The sequence below is a fragment of the Hydrogenophaga sp. RWCD_12 genome (assembly GCF_046604225.1).
Lineage (GTDB): Bacteria > Pseudomonadota > Gammaproteobacteria > Burkholderiales > Burkholderiaceae_C > Hydrogenophaga.
The window spans coordinates 24,911-46,516 of sequence record NZ_JBKIXC010000001.1 but is presented as its reverse complement, the minus strand read 5'-3'; the positions used below and the strand labels follow the sequence as shown (position 1 = coordinate 46,516).

Genomic DNA, 21,606 nt, shown 5'->3' with positions numbered 1-21,606 from the left:
GCCTTCAGTTCGAGGCGATCGAGGGCGCTGGACCGTAGCTGTTGTCGCCTTCGCTGGGCTGCACGGCCCAGTAGATCAGGAGGATCCAGCCGATCAGCGGGATCAGCGCCACCAGTTGCCACCAGCCGCTCTTGCCGATGTCGTGCAGGCGGCGTGCGCCCACCGCCAGCGACGGCAGCAGTGTGGCCAGCGAGAACAGGTTGGCCAGCATGCCGGCCCGGACCGACCCCAGCACGATCGACACCACGATGATGAACAGCACCCACCACCAGTACTCCGACCGGGGTGCCCGGCCCTCGAAGCCCACGTACTTGGTGAAACACTGCTTGACCGCGTCAACAAAGTTCATGCCGCTCTCCTCCAGGTTGAAAATTTCATGATAGCCCCGGCGACCCGGGCTGGCTTGACCCCGGTCAAGCGCTGCCGGCCGGGTTTGCGGCTACAGTGACGCCCCATGGACGCGACCACCACCCACGAAGCTCCCGCCCAGGCCATTGCCGGCCTGGACTGGAACCCGCAACTGCACACCGGCGACGGCCGCATGGACGACACCCACGAAGAATTCGTGGAGATGCTCAACCAACTGCTGGCCACCCCGCAGGACCAGCAACTGCCGCTGTACCTGCGCTTCATCGAGCACACCAAAGAGCACTTCGCGCAGGAAGAGCGCTGGATGGTCGCGACCGGCTTTGCTGCAGACAACTGCCACGCCGGCCACCACGCCACGATCATGGAAACGCTCCACGCCGTGGTCGAGCACTACGAGAAAGACGACAAGGAAATCATCACCCGCTTGGCGGAAGCGCTGGTCGAGTGGTTCCCGCAACACGCCGCCAGCATGGACGCCGGTCTTGCGCTGCACATGAAGGAAGTCGGCTTCGACTCGAAGACCGAAACCCTGGCCGACCCGGACCGGGTCCGCCCCGCCACCATGAGCGGCTGCGGCAGCGTCAGCTGCTCGTGAAGCCTGACAGGGCCGCCCGCTGGCCCTGAGCAAGTCCCGCTACAGTGGGCGGATGCCCACACCGCACTCCACCGCGTCCCTCTTCGCTCCGGCCTTCGCGCTGGCAGCCTGGACCTTCTGCATCCTGGTGCTGATTGCGTTCCGGCGCCTGCAGGCGGGCTTCAACGGCACCATCTCGCCACGCGAATACGCGCTGGGTGAGTCCGGCCGGGTAACCGCCACCGTGTCGCTGCCCAACCGCAACTACATGAACCTGCTGGAGCTTCCGCTGCTGTTTTACGTGGCGGTGCTGCTGGCGCACGCAACCGCCAACGCGACGCCGCTGTTGATCGGCCTCGCCTGGGCCTACGTCGCGCTGCGCATCGTGCACAGCCTGATCCACATCACCTACAACCACGTGCTGCACCGCTTCCTCGCGTTCGCGGCCAGCAACTTCGTGTTGCTCGGCATGTGGGCGCTGCTGGCCCGCGCCATCCTGCTGTCCTGACCACACGAACCACACCATGAACACACCCACCGCCACGCAGCCGCCCGCGGGCAGCCGCATCGCCGGCCGCATCGCTGGCGCCGACTTCCACGACGCCTGGAGCATCGACGCGGCGGACCCGTCGCTCAGCGCGCTCGGCCAGTTCCTCAAGGCGGTGCAGACCACGCCGCGCTGGGTCGAGACCTGCATGACGCTGCGCAACCGCGCGGTGCAGCTGGTCGGCCTCAAGAACCTGGGCGAACTTTCGGAAATCAATCCGGCCAAGCCCGACGCCGACTACCAGCCGGGCGACCGCGTCGGCATCTTCACGCTGTTCGAGAAAACGCCCGACGAGGTCCTGCTGGGCGACCGCGACAAGCACCTGGACGTGGTGCTCTCGGTGCATTGCGACCGGCCAGCCGGCCAGCCGGTGCGCGTGACCGTCACCACCGTCGTGCACACCAAGAACCGCCTGGGTCGGCTGTACATGCTGCCGGTCAAGCCGATGCACAAGCTGATCGCTCCCACGGTGCTGCGCGCCATCGGCGCGCCGGCTCGGGTGGCAGCCTGACGGGAGCTGCCGCCCTCATGCTGCGGCAACAGCTCGACCGGCAGGGCCATACCCTGGTTCCGGCGATCCTGTCCGCCGCCGAAGCGCAAAGGCTGTCAGGCCTGATCGACGCTCCAGCTGGCAAACCCGGCCAACGCGAACGGCTGGTCGAGGGGTGGTGTGCCGATCTGGCCCTTGGCCTGCGTCACCACCAGGCGCTGGCCCCTGCACTCGCTCCTGACGCGGTGGCGCTGCAATGCATCTGCTTCGAAAAATCTGCCGACCTCAACGGGCTCGTCGCTGTGCATCAGGACCTCGGTTTCCCCGTCAAGGGCCACACCGCTCATCCCGCCTGGAAAGCCTGGTCGGTCAAGGATGGCACCACCTACGTGCAGCCCCCGCTGCCCGTGCTGGAACAGTTGCTGGCGGTGCGCGTGCATCTTGACCCGTGTGGGCTGAACGACGGCCCGCTGGTGGTTGTCCCGGGCTCTCATCGGCAAGGTGTTGTTGCACCGGACGAGGCGATTGCCCTTCGCGCCGAGGAAGAGCTTTGCCCGGCAGCCCTTGGAGATGCCTTGCTGATGCGCCCGTTGCTGCTGCACCGTTCATCCAAGGCCCGCGGCCAAAGCCGGCGCCGGGTGCTGCACTTCGTGTTCGGGCCGCGCCAGCTGCCGGATGGCATCGCCTGGCTGCACGCGATCTGACACAAAGAGCACCTTGGCGGTGCCCCATGCACCACCTTCATCCATTTGGCTTAGTTTTTGCTAGATCGTGGTGCGATTCGCCATGCAGACCCTGTTTTGGCGCCAATCACGCACCAAAACAAGTTTTCTGCACGGAGATTTCTCATGGACGCACTGAAACAGGGCGCTGATGCCCTGTTCATCCTGTTGGGCGGCATCATGGTCCTGGCGATGCACGCCGGATTTGCCTTTCTAGAACTCGGCACGGTTCGCAAGAAGAACCAGGTCAACGCGCTGGTCAAAATCCTGGTCGACTTCTCGGTCTCGACCATTGCGTACTTCATCGTCGGCTATGGTGTCGCCTACGGCACGCATTTCTTCATCGGCGCCGAACAGCTCGCCCAGAAGAACGGCTACGAACTGGTGAAGTTCTTCTTTCTCCTGACCTTCGCCGCCGCCATTCCCGCGATCATTTCCGGCGGCATCGCCGAACGCGCCAAGTTCTGGCCGCAACTGATCGCAACAGCGGTCATCGTCGGTGTTGTGTATCCCTTCTTCGAAGGAATCGCCTGGAACGGCCACTTCGGCGTGCAGGCGTGGATCGAGTCCGTGACCGGCGCCAGCTTCCACGACTTCGCCGGCTCGGTGGTCGTGCACGCGGTCGGCGGCTGGATCGCACTGCCCGCGGTGATCTTCCTGGGCGCCCGCGCCAACCGCTACCGCAAAGACGGCGGCGTCTCGGCCCACCCGCCATCGAACATTCCCTTCCTCGCGCTGGGCGCCTGGATCCTGTGCGTCGGATGGTTCGGTTTCAACGTCATGAGCGCGCAGACGCTGGACAAGATCTCCGGCCTGGTCGCGGTCAACTCGCTGATGGCCATGGTCGGCGGCACGCTGGCCGCGCTGATCGCCGGCAAGAACGACCCCGGCTTCGTGCACAACGGCCCGCTGGCCGGCCTGGTCGCCGTCTGCGCTGGCTCGGACCTGATGCACCCGCTGGGCGCACTGGTGGTGGGCGTGGTCGCCGGCCTGCTGTTCGTCTCCATGTTCACGCTGACGCAGAACCGCTGGAAGATCGACGACGTGCTGGGCGTCTGGCCGCTGCACGGCCTGTGCGGCACCTGGGGCGGCATTGCCGCCGGCATCTTCGGTCAGCAGGCGCTCGGCGGCCTGGGCGGCGTGAGCTTCAGCGCCCAGCTGATCGGCACCGCGATGGGAGTGGGCTGGGCGCTGCTGGGTGGCGCCACGGTCTATGGTGTGCTCAAGGCCACTTTGGGGCTGCGGCTGGACCAGGAAGAAGAATACGAAGGCGCTGACCTGACGATCCACAAGATCAGCGCCACCCCCGACCGCGAAGTGAGCTGGTGAGGTGGGGCTGGCGACGCCGTCGCCAGATCAATGCGGCAGCATGGCCCGCAGCGCCTGCGCCAGCCGGGCCTCGGTGAATGGCTTGTCCAGCCGGCGCGTGACACCGAGTTGGCGGAAGGACTCCAGGACCTGCTCGTCCACCCGCCCGCTGGCCACCACCACCGGCACCTCCGGCAGGATGTCGCGCAACGCCTTCACGAACGCGAGCCCGTCCATGTGCGGCATGTGCAGGTCGGTGATCACCGCCCGCAGCTCGTGGCGGTGGCGGGCCGCCTGCGCCAGCCCGTCCGCGCCGTCGGTCGCGACCAGCGGCCGAACGTTCAGGTGCTCCAGCACCATGCGCCCGACCTCGCGCACCGCGGCTTCATCGTCCACCAGCAGCACGGTCTCGCCCTGCCCCCGGAACGCCAGATCGGCCACCGCCTGACCATCGCTGGCGGCCTCGGGCGTGGCGACCCAGGGCAGATAGACCGAAAACGCTGAACCGTCGCCCGGCTGTGAGTAGACGTGCACGAAGCCACCGTGGCTTTTGGTGATGCCCAGCACCGTGGACAGGCCCAGGCCAGTGCCTTTGTCGGCACGCTTGGTGGTGAAGAAGGGGTCGAAGATGCGGTCGACGATGTCGGGCGCGATGCCCATGCCGTCGTCTTCCACCGACAACACAACGTAGTGGCCCGGTCGCCCGTCGGCGATGCTGCGCGCACCGGCCTCATCCAGCGCCAGCGTGCGGGCGGTCAACCGCAACACGCCGCCCTCGGGCATGGCATCGCGCGCGTTGACGCACAGGTTCAGCAGGATCTGGTGCAGCTGGGTGGCGTCGCCGACCACGGCCGGCAGGTCTTCTTCGATCGCCAGGTGCAGGTCGATGTTCTTGGGAAAGCTGCCCTTGACCAGGTTTTCGATCTCGCGCAGCAAGCGATCGAGCTGCACCGGTTCGCGCTCGCCGTCGGCGCCGCGCGCGAAGGTCAGCAGGTGCCGCACCATGTCGGCGCCTCGCTGGGCGCTGTTCTGGATCATGTCGATCAGGCGTGATTCCTGCGGGAACGACTCCTTGAGCAGGGTCATGCCCATGAGCACGGGAGCGAGCGCGTTGTTGAAATCGTGTGCCACACCGCCGGCCAGCGTGCCCAGGCTCTCCAGGCGCTGCGAGCGCAGTTGCTGGCGTTCCATCTTCTTGAGGTCGGTGACGTCTTCGTGCGAGACCACCACGCGCACCTCGTCCACGCCCGGGAAACGTTCGACCCGGCACACATACCAGAAGGTCTCGCGGTCGGCCTTGCGGTGGTACTCGTGGACAAAGTTGCGCTCGGCGCCTGCCAGCACGGCCCGGATGCCTTCCGCCAGCGGCGCCAGCCGACCGGTCGCGTGGGCGCTGGCGCGGTCGCACCAGACCACGTAGTCCACGCCCTCGCGCACCTGCGCGCGCGGGTCCATGGCGCACCACGCCCGGTTCACTTCCAGCACCACGCCCTGCCCGTCGAGGATGAGCACACCGGCGCTCATCGCGTCCAGCGTGGCGCGGGCCAGCCGCTCGCTCTCGATCACCGACTGGATCTGGTCGGCCACGCGCTGCTCCAGCTCCTGGTTGAAGCGCTGCAGTTCGTCCTCGATGCGCTTGCGATCGGTGATGTCCATCCAGTAGCCGATCACTTCCTGCGGCTGCCCGTCGGCATTGCGCACCAGCAGCCGCTGGTCGTGCATCCAGCGGTGGCTGCCGTCGGGCCGGCGCAACCGGAATTCCATCCGGTGGCTGCCCTGTGTGAGCACCAGACCAAGCTCCTGTCCGACACGCGCCCGGTCCTCCGGGTGCACCAGGCTGAGCCAGAACTCCGGCTGCTCGGTCATCGCCTCCGGCGCCCAGCCGGCGATCTGCGGCAGGTTCGGGCTGACATAGGCCAGCTCGGTGATCCGCTGCACCGGGCGGGTGTAGATCGTCACCGGGCTGGACGACACCAGGAAGTTCAACCGCGCCTTGCTCTGGCGCAGCGCGGTTTCCGCGGCCTTGATGTGGCTGATGTCGGTCTGGATCACCACGTACTGATAGACCTGACCGCGCGCATCCATGAAGGGCGTGATCGTCGTCTCCACCCAGTACACGCTGCTGTCCTTGCGCCGCGCGGCCATTTCACCGTGCCACACGCCACCGGCGGTCACATGGTCGAGGATCTGGTCGTAGAAGACCGCATCGTGCAGGTCCGAACGCATCAGCGCGAACGGCGAGCCCACCAGCTCGTCGAGGGCAAAGCCGCTGGTGCGGCAGAAGCGCTCGTTGGCATAGGTGATGACACCGGTCGCGTCGAGCACCGACACGTTGGCGTGCTCGCCCAGCGCCTGGTGCTCCCGTTCGCGTTCGTACAGGGTTGTCTGCAGCCGCTGGCGCATCGCGGCGCTCTGCCGCGCCCGCCGCGCCCGCGCCGAAACAGCCGCGATCAGGTGGTCCTGCCGCACCGGCTTGACCAGGAAGTCGTCCCCACCAAGGTTCAGCGCCAGCAATTGCTGCGTCATGTCGGTCTCGGCCGACAGGAACAGGATCGGCAGGTACAGATGCTGCTCGCGTTCCCGCAGCGCGGCGGCCAGCTGGGGACCGGTCACACCCGGCATGTAGACATCGAGCACCAGCACGTCCGGGTCGAACGACCTGAGCACGCCCAGGGCCTGCAGCGGCTCCGACAGGGTGCGCACCTCCATCCCGGCGTGCCGCAGCACCAGGGCCTGCGCCTCCAGTTGATCCGGGTCGTCATCGACCAGCAGCACACGGTAGGGCGGCTGCCGTACCCGGCCCGTCAGCGCGTCCAGTGCCTCGGCCAACGGCTCCACCGTGACCGGGCTGGGCAAGGTCCGCGTCACGCCCGCCCGGGCCAGCAGTACCCGCAGGGCCAGGTCGTCGTCGTCGTCCAGCGCCACGAACAAGGGCCGCCCGGTGCCGAGATTGAAACTTCCCAGCTGCGCCATCTGCTCCTGGCGTCTTTCGGCATCCCGCGGAAGCTTCGCCAGCCAGACCACCACGCCCGCCATCTCGTCGCAGGCACTGGGCAGCGGCGTCTCGCCGATGCGGAAGACCGGCGTCTGCAGTGTGCGGTAGCCGCGGGCCCGCAGGCCCTCGCACAAGGCATCGGCCTCGCCCTGCACGTCCACCACCAGGCAGATCAGTGGCTCCAGGTGCAAGATCGCCGGCGCCACCGGCTCGGCTGGCGCAGGCGCGGCCTGTCCGGCGGCAAGCGCGGCGCCTTCTTTGCGCGCCTGCACGTCCAGGGCGTCGATCTGCCGGGCCCATTCGTCGCAGGGCAACGGCGCGGCCGGATGGTGTCCAGTACGGAGAGCTTTCACGGCCCGTTCCAGCACCCGCGCCTGGGCCGACACGCCAGGCAGGCCCATGGTGCCGGCGGTGCCCACCAGGGTGTGCAGCCGGCGATGCAGCGCCTCGAACCGGTCGGCCGGTGCGTCCGGCGCGCAGGCGGCCGCAAGGTCGGCGCGCAAGCCGTCGATGATCGCCGGCAGGCGCTCGACATAGCGCCGACGCAGCACCGTCAGCGCCTGCAGGGCGCCGGCTTCGCCACCGGCTGGGAGCACGACTTCAGCCATGTTGTGCGGCCCAGATGTCGCGCACCCGGGTGGACAAGGTCATCGGATCGAACGGCTTGGCAATCACGTCCAGGGCGCCCAGCGCGCGGTAATGCTCGACTTCCTCCGGCTGCACCTTCGCGGTCATGAACGCCACCGGCACCCGCGCCGTAGCGGGCATCGCCCGCAGCGCCCGCAGCGTGCCCGGACCGTCCATGCCCGGCATCATGACGTCGAGCAGGATCAGGTCGGGCGCAAAGCTGCGCACCTCCTGCAGCGCTTCTTCGCCCGATGAGCACACCTTGACCTGAAAGCCGCCGACCATCTCCAGCGCCATCGCGGCCACGGCCTGGATGTCGGGCTCGTCCTCGACGTAAAGAATGCGTTCAAGGCTGTTCATGTGTCTTCCTTCCTGGCCAATCCCGACAACGGGTCGGCGCTGATCACCTGCACCAGTCGCCCGGGCGAAAGCTGGTCCTTCTTGAGCACGGCGTCCACGCGCCGTGCGTCTTCGGCACTGATGTCGCCGCCGGTGAGCACAACCACCCGGGCGTCGGGCTGGCGGGCGCGGATTTCCGGCAACAGGTCCCATCCCGACTCGTTGGGCAGCGACAGGTCCAGCACCACGACATCGAAGCGCTCCAGTGCCACCCGGGTACGGGCCTCTCGCAGGGTGGTGGCCAGTTCCATGTCGAACTGGCCGTCGGCCATGTCGAGCACGGCGCGGTGGTCCTGGCTGCTGTCTTCGACGTGCAGCACGCGCAGGCTGCGCTGGCGCTGGGGAACGACCAGGTGGTCCAGCGTGGCCGCGAGCCGTGCCTGCTCGATGGGTTTGGCCAGCAGCACGACATCGGCCGCACAGTCACCCAGCGCATGGCGAAGACGGTCCGTGTCGCCTGTGATCGCCACCACCGGCAGGTGCCGTGTGCTGGGCAAAGCGCGCAGCTGGCGCACAAAGGCCACCCCGGCCGGATCACCGGCCGACAGTTCGGTCACGATGGCCGAGAAGCGGTTGGTGCGCGAGGCCAGGGTCAGCGCGGCTTCACCGGCGTGCTCGGCCAGGTCCACCGCATAGCCGGCGCGCGCGAGCATGCGCTGGATCAGGCGCGCGGCATCCGGGTCATCCTCCAGCAGCAGCACGCGCGCCGCGTCGGCCGGCAGCGACAGCAGGCCCGACCATGTCGACTCACCACCGCTGGCGTAGGAAAGCTGGAGATCGAAATAGAAGCAGGCGCCCTGTCCCTCCTCGGACTCGAAGCCGATGCGGCCGCCCATGCGTTCGATCAGTTCGCGGGAGATCGCCAGCCCCAGACCCGTGCCACCCTTTTTGCGCGTATCGGTCGAATCGGCCTGGGAGAACCGCTCGAACACACGCTGGCGAAACGATGGCGCAATGCCCACGCCGTGGTCGGTGACGGTCACGCGCACGGTCTCGCCGACGCGGTGCGCACCCAGTTCCACCCGCCCTCCGCGGGGAGAGAACTTGGCCGCGTTGGACAGCAGGTTGGACAGCACCTGCTGCAGGCGCAAGGCATCGACATCGACCAGCGCGTCATCCATCCGGTCGGTGAGCACCAGCTTGACCATCAGCGTCTGCGCGTACGCCTCGTTGTCCGCCAGCGCCTGTTCAAGCAGCGGCATCAGCGGCTGGCGCTGAACGTCGAACCGCAGCTTTCCCGCCATCAGCTTTTCCACGTCAAGCAGGTCGTTGATCAGCAGCGCCAGGCGCTGACCATTCTTCTGCGCGATCCGCAGCAGGTTGAGCACCTGCTCGGGCAGCGGCCCCAGCGCCTCGCCCGCGAGCAGGCCGATGGAGCCCGAGATCGCCGTCAGCGGCGTGCGCAGTTCGTGACTGACCGTGGACAGGAACTCCGACTTCACCCGGTTGGCCTGCGTCGCCTCGTCCATCGCGCGCTTGAGTTCCGCCGTGCGCTGGTCGACGCGCTCTTCCAGCGACGCGCGCTCTTGGCGCAAGGCCTCGTCGCGGGTCTGGATCTCCGAAAGCATGTGGTTGAAGTCGTCCACCAGCCGGCCCACCTCGTCGTTGCCCTGTCGCCCCGCCCGCAGCGAGTAGTCCTGAGACAACGAGACCTGGTGCGACACCCGCGCCAGCTCCAGCACCGGCGAAATCACCAGACTGCGCAGACGCATGCCGAAGTACACCGCCAGCACCGCCAGCGCCACCCCGACGAGCGCCATCAGACCCATGCTCTCCAGCACGTCGGCCCACATGCCGTTGAGCCCTGCGGTGAGCTCGATGTAGCCGACGCCCATACCGCCGTCCTCGATCCGGTGCGACACCGTCAGCTTCAGCGGCAGCAGACGGTCGGTCATCGTGCCGAGAATGCCGTGCAGCCGGTCGTCGCCGCGTTCGAACGCACGGCGGACAAATGTCTGCTGGCGGCTGTCGCGGAGCACGGCCAGGCCGATGTCCTGCTTGACCCGCAGCGCGTCGAGCACCGCCAGCGCTCCCGGCCGGTCGTTGAACGCCAGCGCGGCGCGGCTGTTCTCGCCGATCACTTCGGCCATGGCCTGCAACTGCTGCTGGGCGTCGTGGTAGCGCGTCAGCGCACCGCCCACGGTGAAGACAACCGCGATGGCCAACACGGCCAGCGTGGTGTTCAGCGCCAGCAGCAGCCCCAGCTTGCGGGCCACCGGCAGGTCGCGCAACCAGCGGGGCATGAGCTTCATCGCAACACCTGCCTGGCCAGCTTGAGCATCTGGCTGTTGAGCGTGAGCCCCGCGCGCTGGGCAGCGCCCAGGTTGACGTCGAACCGCACCCGGCTGTCCTCCACCCGCAGGGCGATCATGCCGCCGGCCTGCACGAAACCGCTCTGGTCGCCCACGGTGAGCACCGGCAGGGTACCCAGGGTCCGCAGCGTGGCCTCGGTGCGGTCACCCGCGCCGATGAACAGCATGTGACAGCCGTGCCATTCGTTGACCGGCACCTGCGTGCGCACCTCGACCGTGTGACCGTCGACCTTTCTGCCCTGCAGCAGCGCCAGCTCTTCGTCGATCGGCTGCTCGCTCAGCGTGCACAGCCGCAGCGGACGTCCGTCGTCCGGGCGCAGGCCCGGCCACTGCGTGAACTTGAAGAAGTTGAAGACGAAGCCCGCCTTGACCGCCTGGTCGCTCACCGTCTGTGCCATGGCCGTGCCGACCTGTCCTGCCAGCAGGCAGGACAAGGCCAGGACCATGGCCCGCATCCAACGGTGACCTGACCGACCGGACATGGCCAGGCTCAGTAGGCCCAGGTCGCCTGCAGCAGGACGCTGCGCGGCACCTGGCTGGCGGTGATGTCGTCACCGATGTATTCCTGATGGCGACGCTGCAGCAGGTTGCGGCCGATCAGGTTCAGCTCGACGCCGGGCCGGGGCTTCCAGCCCAGCCGCAGGTCCAGCCGCGTGTAGCCATCGATGCGGCCCGACTCGGACGGCCCGAAGGCAGACCGGCGGCCGATGCTCTTGAGAGGCCCCATGTAGAACAGGTTGGCGTCCAGTTCCCAGTCGTTGCCCAGACGGTGCTGGCTGCTCAGCTGCAACACGTTCTGCGCCGAGCTTCCTTCCGAGCCGAATGCCAGGACGGCGTTGCTGCCCGGCGTCGCGCGCAGGCGCAGATGCTGCCAGCCATAGCCGCCCTTGAGCCGCCAAGCCGGGTTGACCTGCCACTGGCCGGAGAGTTCGACGCCGTAGGTGTGGCCATTCATCTGGTTGCCGAATTTCATCGGCAGCACCGGCGCCGGATCGAAGCGCAGGTTCCCCGGGCTCACCGTGACCAGGTCTTCGTAGCGGTTGTAGTAGCCGCTCACGTCGACGCTCAGCTCCTTGCTGATCTGGCTGCGGTACCCAATCTCGGTCGACACCAGCCGCTCCGACACCATGTCCTGACTGCCCTCCACGCGCACCAGCACCGGCACCGGCAACCCCGGCACGCCGGTCAGCGTGTCGCGCTTCATCTGGACGTCGCGGCTGGACCGTGAGGGGGTGAGTACCGCACGCGACACCGCGCCCCACAGACTGTCGTTGTGCGAGAGGCGCCACAGAAGCCGCGCGCTGGGCTGCCACTCGAAGCCCGTGAAATCGTTGTGCTCCAGCTTGCTGCCCAGCGTGAGCTGCAGGTCGTCGCCGAGGCGCACCTCGTCCTGCACGAAGCCGCTGTAGAGCGACGTGGACATCCTGACCGGAGTGGCCTCCAGGGTGTACGACCCCTGGATCTCGTCCATCACGCGGCGGTAGCCCAGGCCCCAGGTGATTTCGTGGGCAGGGTTCAGCCGGATGCGGTGCTGCCACTCGGTGTCGAACGTCAGGACGCTCTGGTGGTGCAACAGATCGGTCAGGGCCGTGTGGTCGACATAGCTCTGCACGTGCCAGCTCTCGTCGGAGTTTCGCGTGCGCTCCCAGCGCAGCATCAGGTTGCTGCCCGAATACTTCGCGGCGCTGGGCACGAACGAAGTCATCGGAGGATAAGGCGTGCTGTACTGCACGTTCTCGCGCGCGCTGGTGTCGTAGACGTCGCCCTGCACCGTTAGGCTGTCGCCCGCGGCCGGTTTGAGGTCGGCACGAAAACCCAGCCGGGCCGAGTGCCCCCCATCGTTGGCCGACACGCCCGGGGTGACGTCCTGGGCGTCGTGTTCATCGAGCTTGGCGTAGGCACGCAGATGACCGCTCTGGCCCAGCGAGGTGCCGTAGCGCAAGGCCATGCCACGCTCCTGCGTCCCTGCGGTCGCCTGGGCGTACACCCCCTGCGTCTCGCCCGCCTGGCGCGTGATGATGTTGATCACGCCGTTGACCGCGTTGGCTCCCCAGAGCGTGCCGCCCGGGCCACGGATGACCTCGATGCGCTCGATGTCGTCCATCAACACGTCCTGCACTTCCCAGTAGGTGCCGCTGAACAGCGGGGAATACAGCGTGCGCCCGTCCTGCAGCACCAGCAGCTTGCCCGAGTAGCGGTTGCCGAAGCCGCGGATGCTCACCGAAAAGCGGCTGGCGTCGATGCGGGCAACCTGCACGCCAGGCACCAGACGCAGCAGGTCGGGCAGCGTCGTTGCCCCGGAACGGCGGATGTCTTCGCGGCCCAGTACATAGACCGCCGAGGCGGCGTCCAGCAGGCGCTGGGGTTTCTTGGCCACCGAGCTGACCTCGATGTTCATCAGCTCTTCCAGCGACAGCGCCATCGGGTCCTGGGCCGATTCGGCGCAGGCCAGCTGGGCCGCGAGCGCCAGCAAGGTCAGCGCCGCGCCCTGGCGCCATCGGCAAAGCCTTTGCGGACCGGATCGGAGGGAGGGGGACGGCGGCTGGTCAGGCGTGAAGTGGGGAGATTGGTGCATGCAAGGCTCCTGCAGACGGCCGCGAACGGCCGCGAATTGGGATATCCCCCGGTGTATCGGCACCTCAAGGCGGCGCTTGAATGCACCGCCCTTGGCCCGTACCCGCCTTGCCACCACGACCGCCCATTGGCGGCCGACACCGTCAGCGCTTTTTCTTCCGGCCCGGCGTTTCCTCTTCCTCTTCCTCTTCCTCTTCTTCCTCTTCCTTTTCTTCCTCGCCTTCTTCTTCCTCCTCTTCGTCCTCCTCTTCGTCCTCCTCTTCGTCCTCCTCTTCTTCGTCTTCTTCGTCCTCCTCCTCTTCTTCGTCGTCCTCTTCGTCCCCTTCTTCCTCTTCGTCGTCGCCTTCGTCCACGGTGTAGTCGTAGCCCTCCTCGCCGGCGAACTCTTCCGACAGTTCGTTCAGCGCTTCCAGGAACCCCTCCTGGTCCTCCACCAGCAGGTAGAACTCGCCGAACTGGATGAAGGTGCCGTCCTTGTCTTCGTCGACTTCCCAGTCGAAAAAGTAGTTGTCCTCCGACTCGACCCACTCGCCGAGCAGCGCTTCGAGCCGCTCCACAAAGTCATCGGTGTCCTCGGTGTAGACGTAGTAGTCCGAGATCTGCAGGTACTCGTCGTCGTAGAAGTACGAGTCGTCGCCCTCGACCTCGACGCCTTCGCTGTAGTCGAGCTTTTCGACCGACTTGATCACCCAGCTGTCGTGCGCGTTGTAGCTGTCGTGCATCACGTAGTCGTACGGGAGGTAGCAGTAGCCCTTGTCGCCCCACTCCTCGCCCCACGAGTTGCGCACGATGAACACGCGGTCGATGTCCGAATAGCCCACGCACAGCATCGCGTGCCAGCCGTGCGTCTTGCGGGTCTCGGCGTTGTCCTTGGGCATCGGCACGCGGCCCTTGTTGCGGTTGGCGTCGTCGAAGTTCTTGAAGGTGTTGAGCGCGAACGCGATCGGGTAGCCCGCCGCCAGCGTTTCCTTCCAGAGCTGCAGGTCGGTGTCCATCGCCTCGGCCTCGACGATGCGGAACTCCGAGCCCTGGTTGTAGGCGTCCTCGTGCGGCTCGTCGTTGATCATTTCCTCGTCGTTGGGCCACATCTGCTCGGAGCAGGCGCCGTACTCCATCAGCCCCTTGATCGCGGTGTGCATGTACGAGCCGCCGTCTTCGTCCTGGCTCTCGTCAAGGTAGCGCGCGTTGTAGTAGATGTAGAGGCGGCTGACGTCTTCCGAATCGCCCAGCTCCCGCTTGGCGAGGTACTCGTAGGCGCCGGCCATCGCGTTGGCCACGCAGCTGTTGCCCACCTGGCTCTCGATCGAGGTCAGGAACTTGCGCAGGTCCACCCGCTGCGGCAGGGTCTTGCTGTGGTTGCGTTCCCTGCGCTTGGCGTCGTCAGGAACCTTGCCGATCTTGTATCCGCCGTACCGTTTGTCCATGTCTTGTCTGTCGGTTGAAAAAAGTGAAGAGGGAATGCGTCAGGTCAGGCTGCTGGACATCACGAACAGCACCACCAGCAGGGCCACGAACAACAGCGGCACACAGGCCACGCCCAGCGCCCACAGGTACACACCCTTGTAGAACAACACCCAGGAAGCAATCTGTGTCACGACGATCGAGGCCGGAATCGCCAGCACCGTCCAGAACAGCGTCCAGGTACGGGTGGTCGCCCCCGAGTCGAACATCATCGGAGACATCAGCGCCATGTACAGCGCCGGCAGCAATGCCAGCGACGCCAGGATGTTGACGATGACGACCAGTGACTTCATGGGGAGGCTCCGTGCATCCGGCCCACCCGGCGCATCTGCAACAAAGTGTAAACAAATGCCGCCCGTCCCACTGTGCGGAATTTCCCGAAAATCACTGCGCGACCGATCGCGAGAACAGGTTGATCACCAGCACGCCCGCGATGATCAGCCCCATGCTGGCGGTCGTGAGCAGAGGTAGCCGGATTTCATGCAGTGGCTCTACCCCCGGGGTGCGGGCGGCCTGGAGCCCACCCGCACGACCGTTCATGGGGCCGCCGCACGCTCCACAAAACGCTCACCGACAAAGGTCCGCGCCGCGTTGCCGCGCTCCACGCCGTGGTGCTGCCGCCAGCGCTGGTTGCGCGCCGCATCCGCCGCCCCGTCGGCCAGCGCCTCCAGCCTGTGCGCCAGCAAGGCCTTCGCCAGGCGTTTGTTGGCGTGCTGGCTGCGCTCGGTCTGCACCTTCACGCTCAGGCCGCTCGGCACGTGCGTGGCGCGCACGGCCGAGTCGGTCTTGTTGACGTGCTGGCCGCCCGGACCACTGGCGCGGACCGCTTCGTAACGGATGTCCTGTTCGCGCAGCTCATGGCTGGCTTCAGATGCATCGGTTTCGAACGCTTCCACTCCAATGAACCAGTTCTTGCGCCGGTGCCCCGGCCGGTAGGGGCTGGGGCAGACCCACTGCACGCTGCCGCTCCAGCGCGACGCCAGGGCCAGGGCTTGCGCCCCTTCCAGCGCCAGCAGGACGGAGCGGAAGTTGCCCGGCCGCTCGCCCGGCACCTGCTCCAGCAGCTCGGTGCGAACTTCCGCTGCATCGCATTCGCGCAGCAGCTGCGACAACGCCTTGCGCACCGCCAGGCAGCACTCTTCGGGGCCAGTGTTGGCCGTCAGTTGCAGGAGGATCATTCGCAGCACTCCCCACGCGTCTTGTAGGTCAGCACCGGTTTGGTCCGCGCCAGCAGCTCGACCAGCCCCGCACCGACCAGCGTCTGCACGATGCTGTCGATGGGCTTGTAGGCCTGCGGCGCCTCCTCGTAAATCAGCTGGCGGTCGTTGCAGATCACGCGGCTGCCCATCGCCGTGCGGCCCATCTGCGTGGGCGTCATCAGCTTGAACAGCCGGTCCTTGCAGGCCGAGCGGATCCACTTGCGGCCCGCGCCATGCGCCAGCGACAGCAGGGTGTCGTTGCACAGGCGCGCCGGGCGCACCAGGTAGCTGTGGTCACCCCGCGAGCCGGGAATCAGCACAGCCCCGGCGTCCGACGGCGTCGCGCCCTTGCGGTGCAGCCAGCCGTCCTGGCCTTGGATGATCGCCGGCGCCACGAAGTTGTGGTGCACGTCCAGCACGCAGCGTCCCTCGGCCCGCACGTTGCCCAGCAGCCGATGCGCCACCAGGTGGCGGTTGCAGCGCGCGTAGCGCAAGGCGCCGTCGTGCTGCGCCAGATATGCCACCGCTTCGGGCGTTCCGGCCTGCAGACCGTGGTGCCCGAACGCGTCGACATGCAGGCGCAGGATGCGCTCGCCCAGCCCTCGCGAGCCGCTGTGCACCAGCAGCTGCAGGCACTTCGGATCGATGCCCAGCGCCGACAGCGCATCCGCGTCGAACACCGTGTCCACCTGCTGGAACTCTGCGAAGTGGTTGCCGCCGCCAATGGTGCCCAGCGACGCCTCGTGGCCATTGAGCAGCACGCCAGCGGCCTGCATGGCGTGCGCCCGCGCCGCCGCGTCGTCCATCGGACCGTCGATGTTGCCCACGCGCTTTTCCAGCTTGTCCAGCCGCACGGCGCTCGCCTGCAGATCGGTCTGCCACAGCGCCATGCCGCAGCCGATGTCGTTGCCGACCAGGGCGGGATAGAACCGCCCCACCGAGAAGAAAGCCGCACCGACCGGGTAGCCGCGACCGGGGTGCAGATCGGGCATGCCGGCGACGCGTTGCATGCCTTCGAGTTGTGACGTGGTGACCAGCTGCGCAATGGCAGCGTCTTCCATCCACGTTGTGTCGGACGCGACCACGCAGGCGCGGTCCGACAGGGTTTTGACAAAGTTGCCCATGAAAAATCCAGAATCAAAAACGTTGAAACCGGACCGGGACAGACGCGCGCACCACAACCCACCGCGCAACGCGAACGCGTTGCCGGCCAGCCATGGGCGCGGAACAGAGAGAGGGGGAGCGTCTTAGACCGACAGCCCCGCCACCGCTGACCCAGCCCACAGGGAGGTCATGTTGTTTTGCATGTGTTTCTCCTGGTGAGTGGTTGAGGGGGTGGGAGTCGCCGCGCACGGGCATCGGTGTCGATGGGCGGCGCGAAGCGAGGGGCGAACTGTAGCGGGCGTGCGACGAAGTGCGCAAGCGGATCGGTCGCAGCTGATGTCTTTTGGCGACACTCGGGACGATGCACAGGGAAAAGCAAAATGTCCTCTTCGTCTGCAGCCGCAACCAGTGGCGCAGCCCCACCGCCGAGCAAGTCTGGCGGCGGCATCCACAACTCAACGTGCGCTCCGGCGGCACCAGCCCCAGTGCGCGCCACACGGTCTCGGACGCCGACGTCGAGTGGGCCGACGTGGTGATCGTGATGGAGCAGAAACACAAGTCGCGCCTCGCCGCAGACTTCGGTGACCTGCTGGCCGGCAAGCCGGTTCACGTGCTCGACATCCCCGACGAGTACAAGTACATGGACCCCGAGCTGGTCCAGCTGCTGGAGCAGTCGGTCGGCAGCCTTCTGAACATCGCATGACCACATCCGCCAAAGCCACCCCCCGCGAATGGTGGGGGCTGGCTGTGATCGCCCTGCCCTGTCTGGTCTATGCGATGGACCTGACGGTGCTCAACCTCGCGGTGCCGGCGCTCAGCCGCGCGCTGGCGCCCAGCGCCTCGCAGCTGCTGTGGATCATCGACATCTACGGGTTTCTGGTCTCCGGATTTCTGATCACCATGGGCACGCTGGGCGACCGCATCGGGCGCCGCCGCCTGTTGCTGATCGGCGTGGCCTTCTTTGCCGCGGCCTCGGTGCTGGCCGCGTTTGCGCGTTCGCAGGCCGAACTGATCGTGCTGCGCGCGCTGCTGGGCATTGCCGGCGCCACGCTGGCGCCGTCCACGCTCTCGCTGATCCGCAACATGTTCCACGACGAGACGCAGCGCCAGTTCGCCATCGGCGTGTGGATCACCGCGTTCTCGGTCGGCAGCGCCATCGGCCCGCTGGTGGGCGGCTGGCTGCTGGAGCATTTCTGGTGGGGTTCGGTGTTCCTGCCCGCGGTGCCGGTGATGGTGTTGCTGCTGGTGCTGGGGCCGCGCCTGCTGCCCGAGTACCGCGACGAAAACGCCGGCCGCATCGACGCGGCCAGCGTGCTGCTCTCGCTGGCCGCCGTGCTCGGCACCATCTACGCCATCAAGGCCATGGCCGAGGCCGGCCCCAACACGGCGCGGCTGGCGCTGCTGGCCGCGGGCGTGGCTGTGGGCTGGGTGTTCGTGCGGCGCCAGCGGGTGATCGACTACCCGCTGCTGGAGCTGCGGCTGTTCGCCATCCCGACCTTCCGCACCGCCATCGTGGCCTACGCGCTGTCGTGCCTGGCGATGTTCGGTGTCTACATCTTCATCGCGCAGTACCTGCAGATGGTGCTGATGCTCACGCCGCTGCAGGCCGGCTGGGCCACCGTGCCCTGGGCCGGCGGCTTCGTGTTCGGCTCGATGGTGCTGGCGCCGCGCATGGCCGCGCGCTACGGCCCCGGCCCGGTGATGGTCCGGGGCCTGGCCGCGGCGGCCGTGGGCATGCTGCTGATGGTGGGCGCCGACGGCCCGTGGGCGCTGTGGGTGCTGGTGGCCGGCATGGTCGTGGTCAGCCTGGGCATGGCGCCGGTGTTCGCGATCGGCACCGAACAGATCATCACCGCGGCACCGCCCGAGCGCGCGGGCGCGGCCTCGTCCATCGCCGAGACAGCCTCCGAGTTCAGTGGTGCGCTGGGCATCGCGCTGTTCGGCAGCGCGGGCACGCTCATCTACCGCCACCAGCTGGACGGCGCGGGGCTGGCCGAGTTGCCGGCACAGGCACAGAGCACGCTCGGCGGCGCCCTTGAAGCCGCGAACCGCTTGCCGCCCGACGCGGCCCGGGCGCTGGTGAGCGCCGCGCAGGCCGCCTTCACCGATGCGCTGCAGTTCACTGCGCTGGTCAGCAGCGTGCTCGTGCTGCTCGCCAGTGTGCTGGCGGCGCGCATGCTAAAACGGGACTCCGGGCGTTTAGACGACTCACACAGGGACAACACCACATGAAACGACGACTCTCAAGGATCCTGATCGCTGCAACGCTGACCATCTGCAGCGCGACATCATTCGCTCAGGGTCTGGCGACCTTTGAGGAGCTGAGAAAAGTGACGGACGCGGCCATGCAGCTTGCTGGTAAAGGTGAAACCGACGCGGCCCTCAAGAGCTTCCGCCATCTGACGGTCATCCCAAAGGCCGAGTTCGACTCGATGCTCGCGCAGTCCGCCGCTTTCCTCCCCACGGTGGCCGCCCGATTTGGCAACCCTATTGGTCAGGAGTTCATCGAGGAGAAATGGGTCGGCAAGTCCATGGTCCGACTGACCTACTTTCAAAAGTACGACAACCAAGCCATGCCTTGGGTCTTTTTCTGCTACCTGGGGAAGAGCGGGTGGGTGATCAACACGTTCCGCTTCGACGACAAGCCGCAAAATTTGTTCTGAAAGGCGATGCCAACGGGCACGCCTGAATCAAAAGATCGCCAGATCCTGCCATGCCGTTCACCCAAGCCCGCTTCGCCACCGCCTTGGTGACCCTGACGCTCCTGGGTGCTTGCGCCCTGCCCCAAGGCGGTACTGCCTACCGCGTGGGGAACAACCCGGCGTTCCTGAGCAGCCAGGATGCGCAGCGCGAGCTGATCCGCGAGACGCTGGAACACCAGGTCAAGCCGCCGCTGGACAAACCGCTTCAACTGCTCAACGCGGCGTTGCCGGAATACCCGATCAAGGCGTTGCAGCAAGGTGTTGAAGGCAGCGTGACGCTGCGGTTCGACGTCCTCGCGGATGGTTCGGTGAGCCATGTGACCGTGGTGGAAAGCCCGAACGACGATCTCTCGGCGGCTGCGCGCGACGCGGTCGCCCAATGGAAGTTCAGCCCGGTCTCGCGCAATGGCGCGGGCGTCACGTTGAAGTTCGCTTTCACCTACCGGTTCGAACTCAACGTCACACCATCGCGTTGACCCTCGTCCCCACCGAGCCGCTGCTGGCCAGCGGCAGGCTGCCGGCCACCGAGTTCAGCAGCGTGGCAGACGCCGACTCCTGCAGGTCCATCGCTTTCTTCAGCACGTGCACCTGGGCCGCCTCGGCCACGGAGCCCTGGCGGGACTGGACCACTCGGTTGACGAGCAGTTCGGGGGAGATTTCGAGGTCCATGGCAGTTCCTTTCAAGGGGTTCCACCTTTATCGGCCGGCGCCCGGTTCGCTTGAGCCGTCCGGCTTGCTTCACCGGTAACAAAACGAACACAATGGCCGCAGAGCCATTTCGGCCAGAAAACACGCCGCCCAGGGAGGGAGCGACATGCATCCAGAGGCACCGCCGCGCCAGTTCGACATCCGCATCGACCGCGCACTCACGCACCCGCAGGTCATCGCCCTGCTCGAAGAACACCTCGCCGGCATGCGCGCCGAGTCGCCGCCCGAATGTGTGTTCGCGCTGGACCTCGACGGCCTGCGCCGGCCCGAGATCACCTTCCTCACCGCCTGGCGCCTGCCGGCGGAGGCCTCAGCCGACACCCCTGCCGGCGCCGAAGGCGAACTGGTCGCCATGGGCGCCCTCAAGGAACTGACACCCACCACCGCCACCGAAGGCGGCCACGGCGAGCTCAAGTCCATGCGCACCAGCGCGCGCCACCTGCGCCAGGGTGCCGGGCAGGCCATCCTCACCGAACTGCTCAGGCTCGCCCGTGAGCGCGGCTACGCACGGGTCAGCCTGGAAACCGGCAGCACGCCGCCGTTTGAACCGGCGATCGCGATGTACCGGCGATTCGGGTTTGAGGCATGTGGGCCGTTTGCGGATTACCGGGAGGATCCGTTCAGTCGGTTCATGACACTCTCTTCGCTGCGCCAGATCCGCTGAGAACCATCGACGGGTCTGAACCTATTCCGCTGGCAGAAACGCGCTGGCCGAGATGGTGTAGTGTGCGTTGCCATGCGCATTGAGGCGTTCGAACTCGGGCGACCTGAACAATGCAGCCCAGTAGCCCATCGAGGCCCAGCGGGACACATGCACATAGCGCGGCGCGTTGTCCGCATTGAGGTTCTGCAGAAACTCCTCCGACAGGTAGCCCGCCTGACGTTTCATCATGGCTCTCATGCCGTTCAGTGCCACCAAGGCTTCGGCGGACGTGGTGTTCTCCGCGAGCGTGACTTCCACAACCACCGTGACCGGACCTCCCTGGGCGACGCTGGTCTGTGCCAAACCCGTCGCACCGAGCAACGCTGAAACAGACAGCGCAGCCACAGCGCACAGGCGGATCAAATGCCTGAACACGGTGCAGCCTTACTTCTTGACCGTGAGCTCATCGTGAACGGCGTGGGCGCCTTCCGATGCGCGCGCGATCTTGAGTGCCTCATCGATTTGCGCCTGGCTGTCGAGCACGCCGATCAGGCGCACGTCGCCCTTGGCGGTCACGACCTCGATGTTGAAACCCTTGAGTGATTCGCTCTGCTGCAGAGCGGTCGTCACATGGTTGGTCACGTCGGCGTCCGGGACGTTGGCGGCCGCGGCCGCGGCTGGGGCTTCGGGCACGGCTGCAGGGGTTTCAGCCGGCTTGCTGCAGCCACCCACCACGATCGTGGCGGCCATGGCGGCGGTGAGGAAGAGTAGTGCAGTGCGCTTGTTCATGGGGGCGATCTCCATCAGATGGGTCGACGGTGCGTGACCCGGCACCCACCATCGCCCATTTCCGAACGCCGGTCGGTGCGCCC

At 66.8% G+C, this 21,606-nt stretch carries 24 protein-coding genes; 10 read left to right on the top strand and 14 right to left on the bottom strand.

Annotated features, from left to right (window positions below; all coding sequences use genetic code 11):
* Positions 1–4: 4 nt before the first annotated feature.
* Positions 5–349 (bottom strand): DUF805 domain-containing protein, encoded by a 345-nt coding sequence (locus ACLIJ1_RS00230; protein ID WP_411363468.1) that lies wholly within the window; start codon positions 347–349, stop codon positions 5–7.
* A 105-nt stretch (positions 350–454) separates the two neighbouring features.
* On the opposite strand from ACLIJ1_RS00230, the gene ACLIJ1_RS00225 reads away from it, so the two are divergent.
* The 5 genes from ACLIJ1_RS00225 to ACLIJ1_RS00205 all read left to right on the top strand — a co-directional run bounded on the left by ACLIJ1_RS00225 (position 455) and on the right by ACLIJ1_RS00205 (position 4,031).
* Entirely contained in the window at positions 455–964 is a 510-nt protein-coding gene (locus ACLIJ1_RS00225; protein ID WP_411363467.1) for a hemerythrin domain-containing protein, read from the top strand.
* 52 nt (positions 965–1,016) lie between these two features.
* Positions 1,017–1,451, top strand: a complete 435-nt coding sequence (locus ACLIJ1_RS00220) for an MAPEG family protein (protein WP_411363466.1) — start codon at positions 1,017–1,019, stop codon at positions 1,449–1,451.
* Positions 1,452–1,467: 16 nt separating this feature from the next.
* Positions 1,468–2,001 (top strand): DUF2867 domain-containing protein, encoded by a 534-nt coding sequence (locus ACLIJ1_RS00215; protein WP_411363465.1) that lies wholly within the window; start codon positions 1,468–1,470, stop codon positions 1,999–2,001.
* A gap of 17 nt (positions 2,002–2,018) precedes the next feature.
* On the top strand, positions 2,019–2,684 hold the full coding sequence (locus tag ACLIJ1_RS00210; protein WP_411363464.1) for a phytanoyl-CoA dioxygenase family protein: 666 nt from the start codon (positions 2,019–2,021) through the stop codon (positions 2,682–2,684).
* A 144-nt stretch (positions 2,685–2,828) separates the two neighbouring features.
* Entirely contained in the window at positions 2,829–4,031 is a 1,203-nt protein-coding gene (locus ACLIJ1_RS00205) for an ammonium transporter (RefSeq protein ID WP_411363463.1), read from the top strand.
* A gap of 27 nt (positions 4,032–4,058) precedes the next feature.
* Here ACLIJ1_RS00205 and ACLIJ1_RS00200 read toward each other — a convergent pair whose 3' ends face one another.
* The 10 genes from ACLIJ1_RS00200 to ACLIJ1_RS00155 form a co-directional block, all read right to left on the bottom strand.
* The gene (locus tag ACLIJ1_RS00200; RefSeq protein WP_411363462.1) at positions 4,059–7,613 is read right to left on the bottom strand and encodes a response regulator; all 3,555 of its coding nucleotides are present in this window, start codon (positions 7,611–7,613) and stop codon (positions 4,059–4,061) included.
* Positions 7,606–7,992, bottom strand: coding sequence for a response regulator (locus ACLIJ1_RS00195; protein WP_411363461.1), 387 nt, complete (start codon positions 7,990–7,992; stop codon positions 7,606–7,608). Before ACLIJ1_RS00195 ends, ACLIJ1_RS00200 begins: the two co-directional genes overlap by 8 nt.
* Positions 7,989–10,283, bottom strand: coding sequence for an ATP-binding protein (locus ACLIJ1_RS00190; RefSeq protein ID WP_411363460.1), 2,295 nt, complete (start codon positions 10,281–10,283; stop codon positions 7,989–7,991). The genes ACLIJ1_RS00195 and ACLIJ1_RS00190 overlap by 4 nt, the downstream gene beginning before the upstream one ends.
* Positions 10,280–10,789 (bottom strand): YfiR family protein, encoded by a 510-nt coding sequence (locus ACLIJ1_RS00185; RefSeq protein ID WP_411363459.1) that lies wholly within the window; start codon positions 10,787–10,789, stop codon positions 10,280–10,282. Before ACLIJ1_RS00185 ends, ACLIJ1_RS00190 begins: the two co-directional genes overlap by 4 nt.
* 44 nt (positions 10,790–10,833) lie before the next feature.
* A complete protein-coding gene (locus ACLIJ1_RS00180; protein ID WP_411363458.1) occupies positions 10,834–12,918 on the bottom strand; it encodes a TonB-dependent receptor plug domain-containing protein in 2,085 nt (694 codons plus the stop codon).
* Between the two features lie 142 nt (positions 12,919–13,060).
* A complete protein-coding gene (locus ACLIJ1_RS00175) occupies positions 13,061–14,341 on the bottom strand; it encodes a C1 family peptidase (RefSeq protein WP_411363457.1) in 1,281 nt (426 codons plus the stop codon).
* Between the two features lie 39 nt (positions 14,342–14,380).
* Positions 14,381–14,671 carry a hypothetical protein gene (locus ACLIJ1_RS00170; protein WP_411363456.1) on the bottom strand — a complete coding sequence of 97 codons (291 nt, stop codon included), beginning with the start codon at positions 14,669–14,671 and terminating at the stop codon, positions 14,381–14,383.
* Between the two features lie 91 nt (positions 14,672–14,762).
* On the bottom strand, positions 14,763–14,918 hold the full coding sequence (locus ACLIJ1_RS00165; RefSeq protein ID WP_411363455.1) for a hypothetical protein: 156 nt from the start codon (positions 14,916–14,918) through the stop codon (positions 14,763–14,765).
* The gene (gene prfH / locus ACLIJ1_RS00160; protein WP_411363454.1) at positions 14,915–15,556 is read right to left on the bottom strand and encodes a peptide chain release factor H; all 642 of its coding nucleotides are present in this window, start codon (positions 15,554–15,556) and stop codon (positions 14,915–14,917) included. Before prfH ends, ACLIJ1_RS00165 begins: the two co-directional genes overlap by 4 nt.
* Positions 15,553–16,701 (bottom strand): RNA ligase RtcB family protein, encoded by a 1,149-nt coding sequence (locus ACLIJ1_RS00155; RefSeq protein WP_411363453.1) that lies wholly within the window; start codon positions 16,699–16,701, stop codon positions 15,553–15,555. The genes prfH and ACLIJ1_RS00155 overlap by 4 nt, the downstream gene beginning before the upstream one ends.
* Positions 16,702–17,042: 341 nt before the next feature.
* Between ACLIJ1_RS00155 and ACLIJ1_RS00150 the strand changes: the two genes are divergently transcribed.
* The 4 genes from ACLIJ1_RS00150 to ACLIJ1_RS00135 are packed head-to-tail and all read left to right on the top strand — an operon-like array spanning position 17,043 to position 19,859.
* Complete coding sequence (locus tag ACLIJ1_RS00150) at positions 17,043–17,384, top strand: low molecular weight protein tyrosine phosphatase family protein (RefSeq protein WP_411363452.1); 342 nt, start codon at positions 17,043–17,045, stop codon at positions 17,382–17,384.
* The gene (locus ACLIJ1_RS00145) at positions 17,381–18,913 is read left to right on the top strand and encodes an MFS transporter (RefSeq protein WP_411363451.1); all 1,533 of its coding nucleotides are present in this window, start codon (positions 17,381–17,383) and stop codon (positions 18,911–18,913) included. Before ACLIJ1_RS00150 ends, ACLIJ1_RS00145 begins: the two co-directional genes overlap by 4 nt.
* A complete protein-coding gene (locus ACLIJ1_RS00140) occupies positions 18,910–19,344 on the top strand; it encodes a hypothetical protein (RefSeq protein ID WP_411363450.1) in 435 nt (144 codons plus the stop codon). Before ACLIJ1_RS00145 ends, ACLIJ1_RS00140 begins: the two co-directional genes overlap by 4 nt.
* 50 nt (positions 19,345–19,394) lie before the next feature.
* Positions 19,395–19,859: an energy transducer TonB gene (locus ACLIJ1_RS00135; protein ID WP_411363449.1), complete on the top strand. Its 465-nt coding sequence runs from the start codon at positions 19,395–19,397 to the stop codon at positions 19,857–19,859.
* On the opposite strand, the gene ACLIJ1_RS00130 is transcribed toward ACLIJ1_RS00135, so the two are convergent.
* Positions 19,843–20,052 (bottom strand): putative motility protein, encoded by a 210-nt coding sequence (locus ACLIJ1_RS00130; protein WP_411363448.1) that lies wholly within the window; start codon positions 20,050–20,052, stop codon positions 19,843–19,845. The two genes, ACLIJ1_RS00135 and ACLIJ1_RS00130, sit on opposite strands and share 17 nt — an antisense overlap.
* 145 nt (positions 20,053–20,197) lie before the next feature.
* Between ACLIJ1_RS00130 and ACLIJ1_RS00125 the strand changes: the two genes are divergently transcribed.
* On the top strand, positions 20,198–20,755 hold the full coding sequence (locus ACLIJ1_RS00125) for a GNAT family N-acetyltransferase (RefSeq protein WP_411363447.1): 558 nt from the start codon (positions 20,198–20,200) through the stop codon (positions 20,753–20,755).
* A gap of 21 nt (positions 20,756–20,776) precedes the next feature.
* Here ACLIJ1_RS00125 and ACLIJ1_RS00120 read toward each other — a convergent pair whose 3' ends face one another.
* Together ACLIJ1_RS00120 and ACLIJ1_RS00115 are read right to left on the bottom strand one after the other, a co-directional pair.
* Positions 20,777–21,097, bottom strand: coding sequence for an antibiotic biosynthesis monooxygenase family protein (locus tag ACLIJ1_RS00120; protein WP_411363446.1), 321 nt, complete (start codon positions 21,095–21,097; stop codon positions 20,777–20,779).
* Positions 21,098–21,178: 81 nt separating this feature from the next.
* The gene (locus ACLIJ1_RS00115) at positions 21,179–21,523 is read right to left on the bottom strand and encodes a BON domain-containing protein (protein WP_411363445.1); all 345 of its coding nucleotides are present in this window, start codon (positions 21,521–21,523) and stop codon (positions 21,179–21,181) included.
* Between the last annotated feature and the right edge of the window lie 83 nt (positions 21,524–21,606).

Excerpts from the sequence above, each read along its gene's own strand:
- ACLIJ1_RS00175 (WP_411363457.1), bottom strand. The coding sequence starts at position 14,341 with ATGGACAAACGGTACGGCGGATACAAGATCGGCAAGGTTCCTGACGAC.
- prfH (WP_411363454.1), bottom strand. The coding sequence starts at position 15,556 with ATGATCCTCCTGCAACTGACGGCCAACACTGGCCCCGAAGAGTGCTGC.
- ACLIJ1_RS00165 (WP_411363455.1), bottom strand. The coding sequence starts at position 14,918 with ATGAACGGTCGTGCGGGTGGGCTCCAGGCCGCCCGCACCCCGGGGGTA.
- ACLIJ1_RS00215 (WP_411363465.1), top strand. The coding sequence starts at position 1,468 with ATGAACACACCCACCGCCACGCAGCCGCCCGCGGGCAGCCGCATCGCC.
- ACLIJ1_RS00225 (WP_411363467.1), top strand. The coding sequence starts at position 455 with ATGGACGCGACCACCACCCACGAAGCTCCCGCCCAGGCCATTGCCGGC.
- ACLIJ1_RS00145 (WP_411363451.1), top strand. The coding sequence starts at position 17,381 with ATGACCACATCCGCCAAAGCCACCCCCCGCGAATGGTGGGGGCTGGCT.
- ACLIJ1_RS00115 (WP_411363445.1), bottom strand. The coding sequence starts at position 21,523 with ATGAACAAGCGCACTGCACTACTCTTCCTCACCGCCGCCATGGCCGCC.
- ACLIJ1_RS00230 (WP_411363468.1), bottom strand. The coding sequence starts at position 349 with ATGAACTTTGTTGACGCGGTCAAGCAGTGTTTCACCAAGTACGTGGGC.
- ACLIJ1_RS00130 (WP_411363448.1), bottom strand. The coding sequence starts at position 20,052 with ATGGACCTCGAAATCTCCCCCGAACTGCTCGTCAACCGAGTGGTCCAG.
- ACLIJ1_RS00170 (WP_411363456.1), bottom strand. The coding sequence starts at position 14,671 with ATGAAGTCACTGGTCGTCATCGTCAACATCCTGGCGTCGCTGGCATTG.
- ACLIJ1_RS00140 (WP_411363450.1), top strand. The coding sequence starts at position 18,910 with ATGAAACGACGACTCTCAAGGATCCTGATCGCTGCAACGCTGACCATC.
- ACLIJ1_RS00125 (WP_411363447.1), top strand. The coding sequence starts at position 20,198 with ATGCATCCAGAGGCACCGCCGCGCCAGTTCGACATCCGCATCGACCGC.
- ACLIJ1_RS00210 (WP_411363464.1), top strand. The coding sequence starts at position 2,019 with ATGCTGCGGCAACAGCTCGACCGGCAGGGCCATACCCTGGTTCCGGCG.
- ACLIJ1_RS00150 (WP_411363452.1), top strand. The coding sequence starts at position 17,043 with ATGCACAGGGAAAAGCAAAATGTCCTCTTCGTCTGCAGCCGCAACCAG.
- ACLIJ1_RS00185 (WP_411363459.1), bottom strand. The coding sequence starts at position 10,789 with ATGGTCCTGGCCTTGTCCTGCCTGCTGGCAGGACAGGTCGGCACGGCC.
- ACLIJ1_RS00190 (WP_411363460.1), bottom strand. The coding sequence starts at position 10,283 with ATGAAGCTCATGCCCCGCTGGTTGCGCGACCTGCCGGTGGCCCGCAAG.
- ACLIJ1_RS00155 (WP_411363453.1), bottom strand. The coding sequence starts at position 16,701 with ATGGGCAACTTTGTCAAAACCCTGTCGGACCGCGCCTGCGTGGTCGCG.
- ACLIJ1_RS00135 (WP_411363449.1), top strand. The coding sequence starts at position 19,395 with ATGCCGTTCACCCAAGCCCGCTTCGCCACCGCCTTGGTGACCCTGACG.
- ACLIJ1_RS00200 (WP_411363462.1), bottom strand. The coding sequence starts at position 7,613 with ATGGCTGAAGTCGTGCTCCCAGCCGGTGGCGAAGCCGGCGCCCTGCAG.
- ACLIJ1_RS00220 (WP_411363466.1), top strand. The coding sequence starts at position 1,017 with ATGCCCACACCGCACTCCACCGCGTCCCTCTTCGCTCCGGCCTTCGCG.
- ACLIJ1_RS00180 (WP_411363458.1), bottom strand. The coding sequence starts at position 12,918 with ATGCACCAATCTCCCCACTTCACGCCTGACCAGCCGCCGTCCCCCTCC.
- ACLIJ1_RS00205 (WP_411363463.1), top strand. The coding sequence starts at position 2,829 with ATGGACGCACTGAAACAGGGCGCTGATGCCCTGTTCATCCTGTTGGGC.
- ACLIJ1_RS00195 (WP_411363461.1), bottom strand. The coding sequence starts at position 7,992 with ATGAACAGCCTTGAACGCATTCTTTACGTCGAGGACGAGCCCGACATC.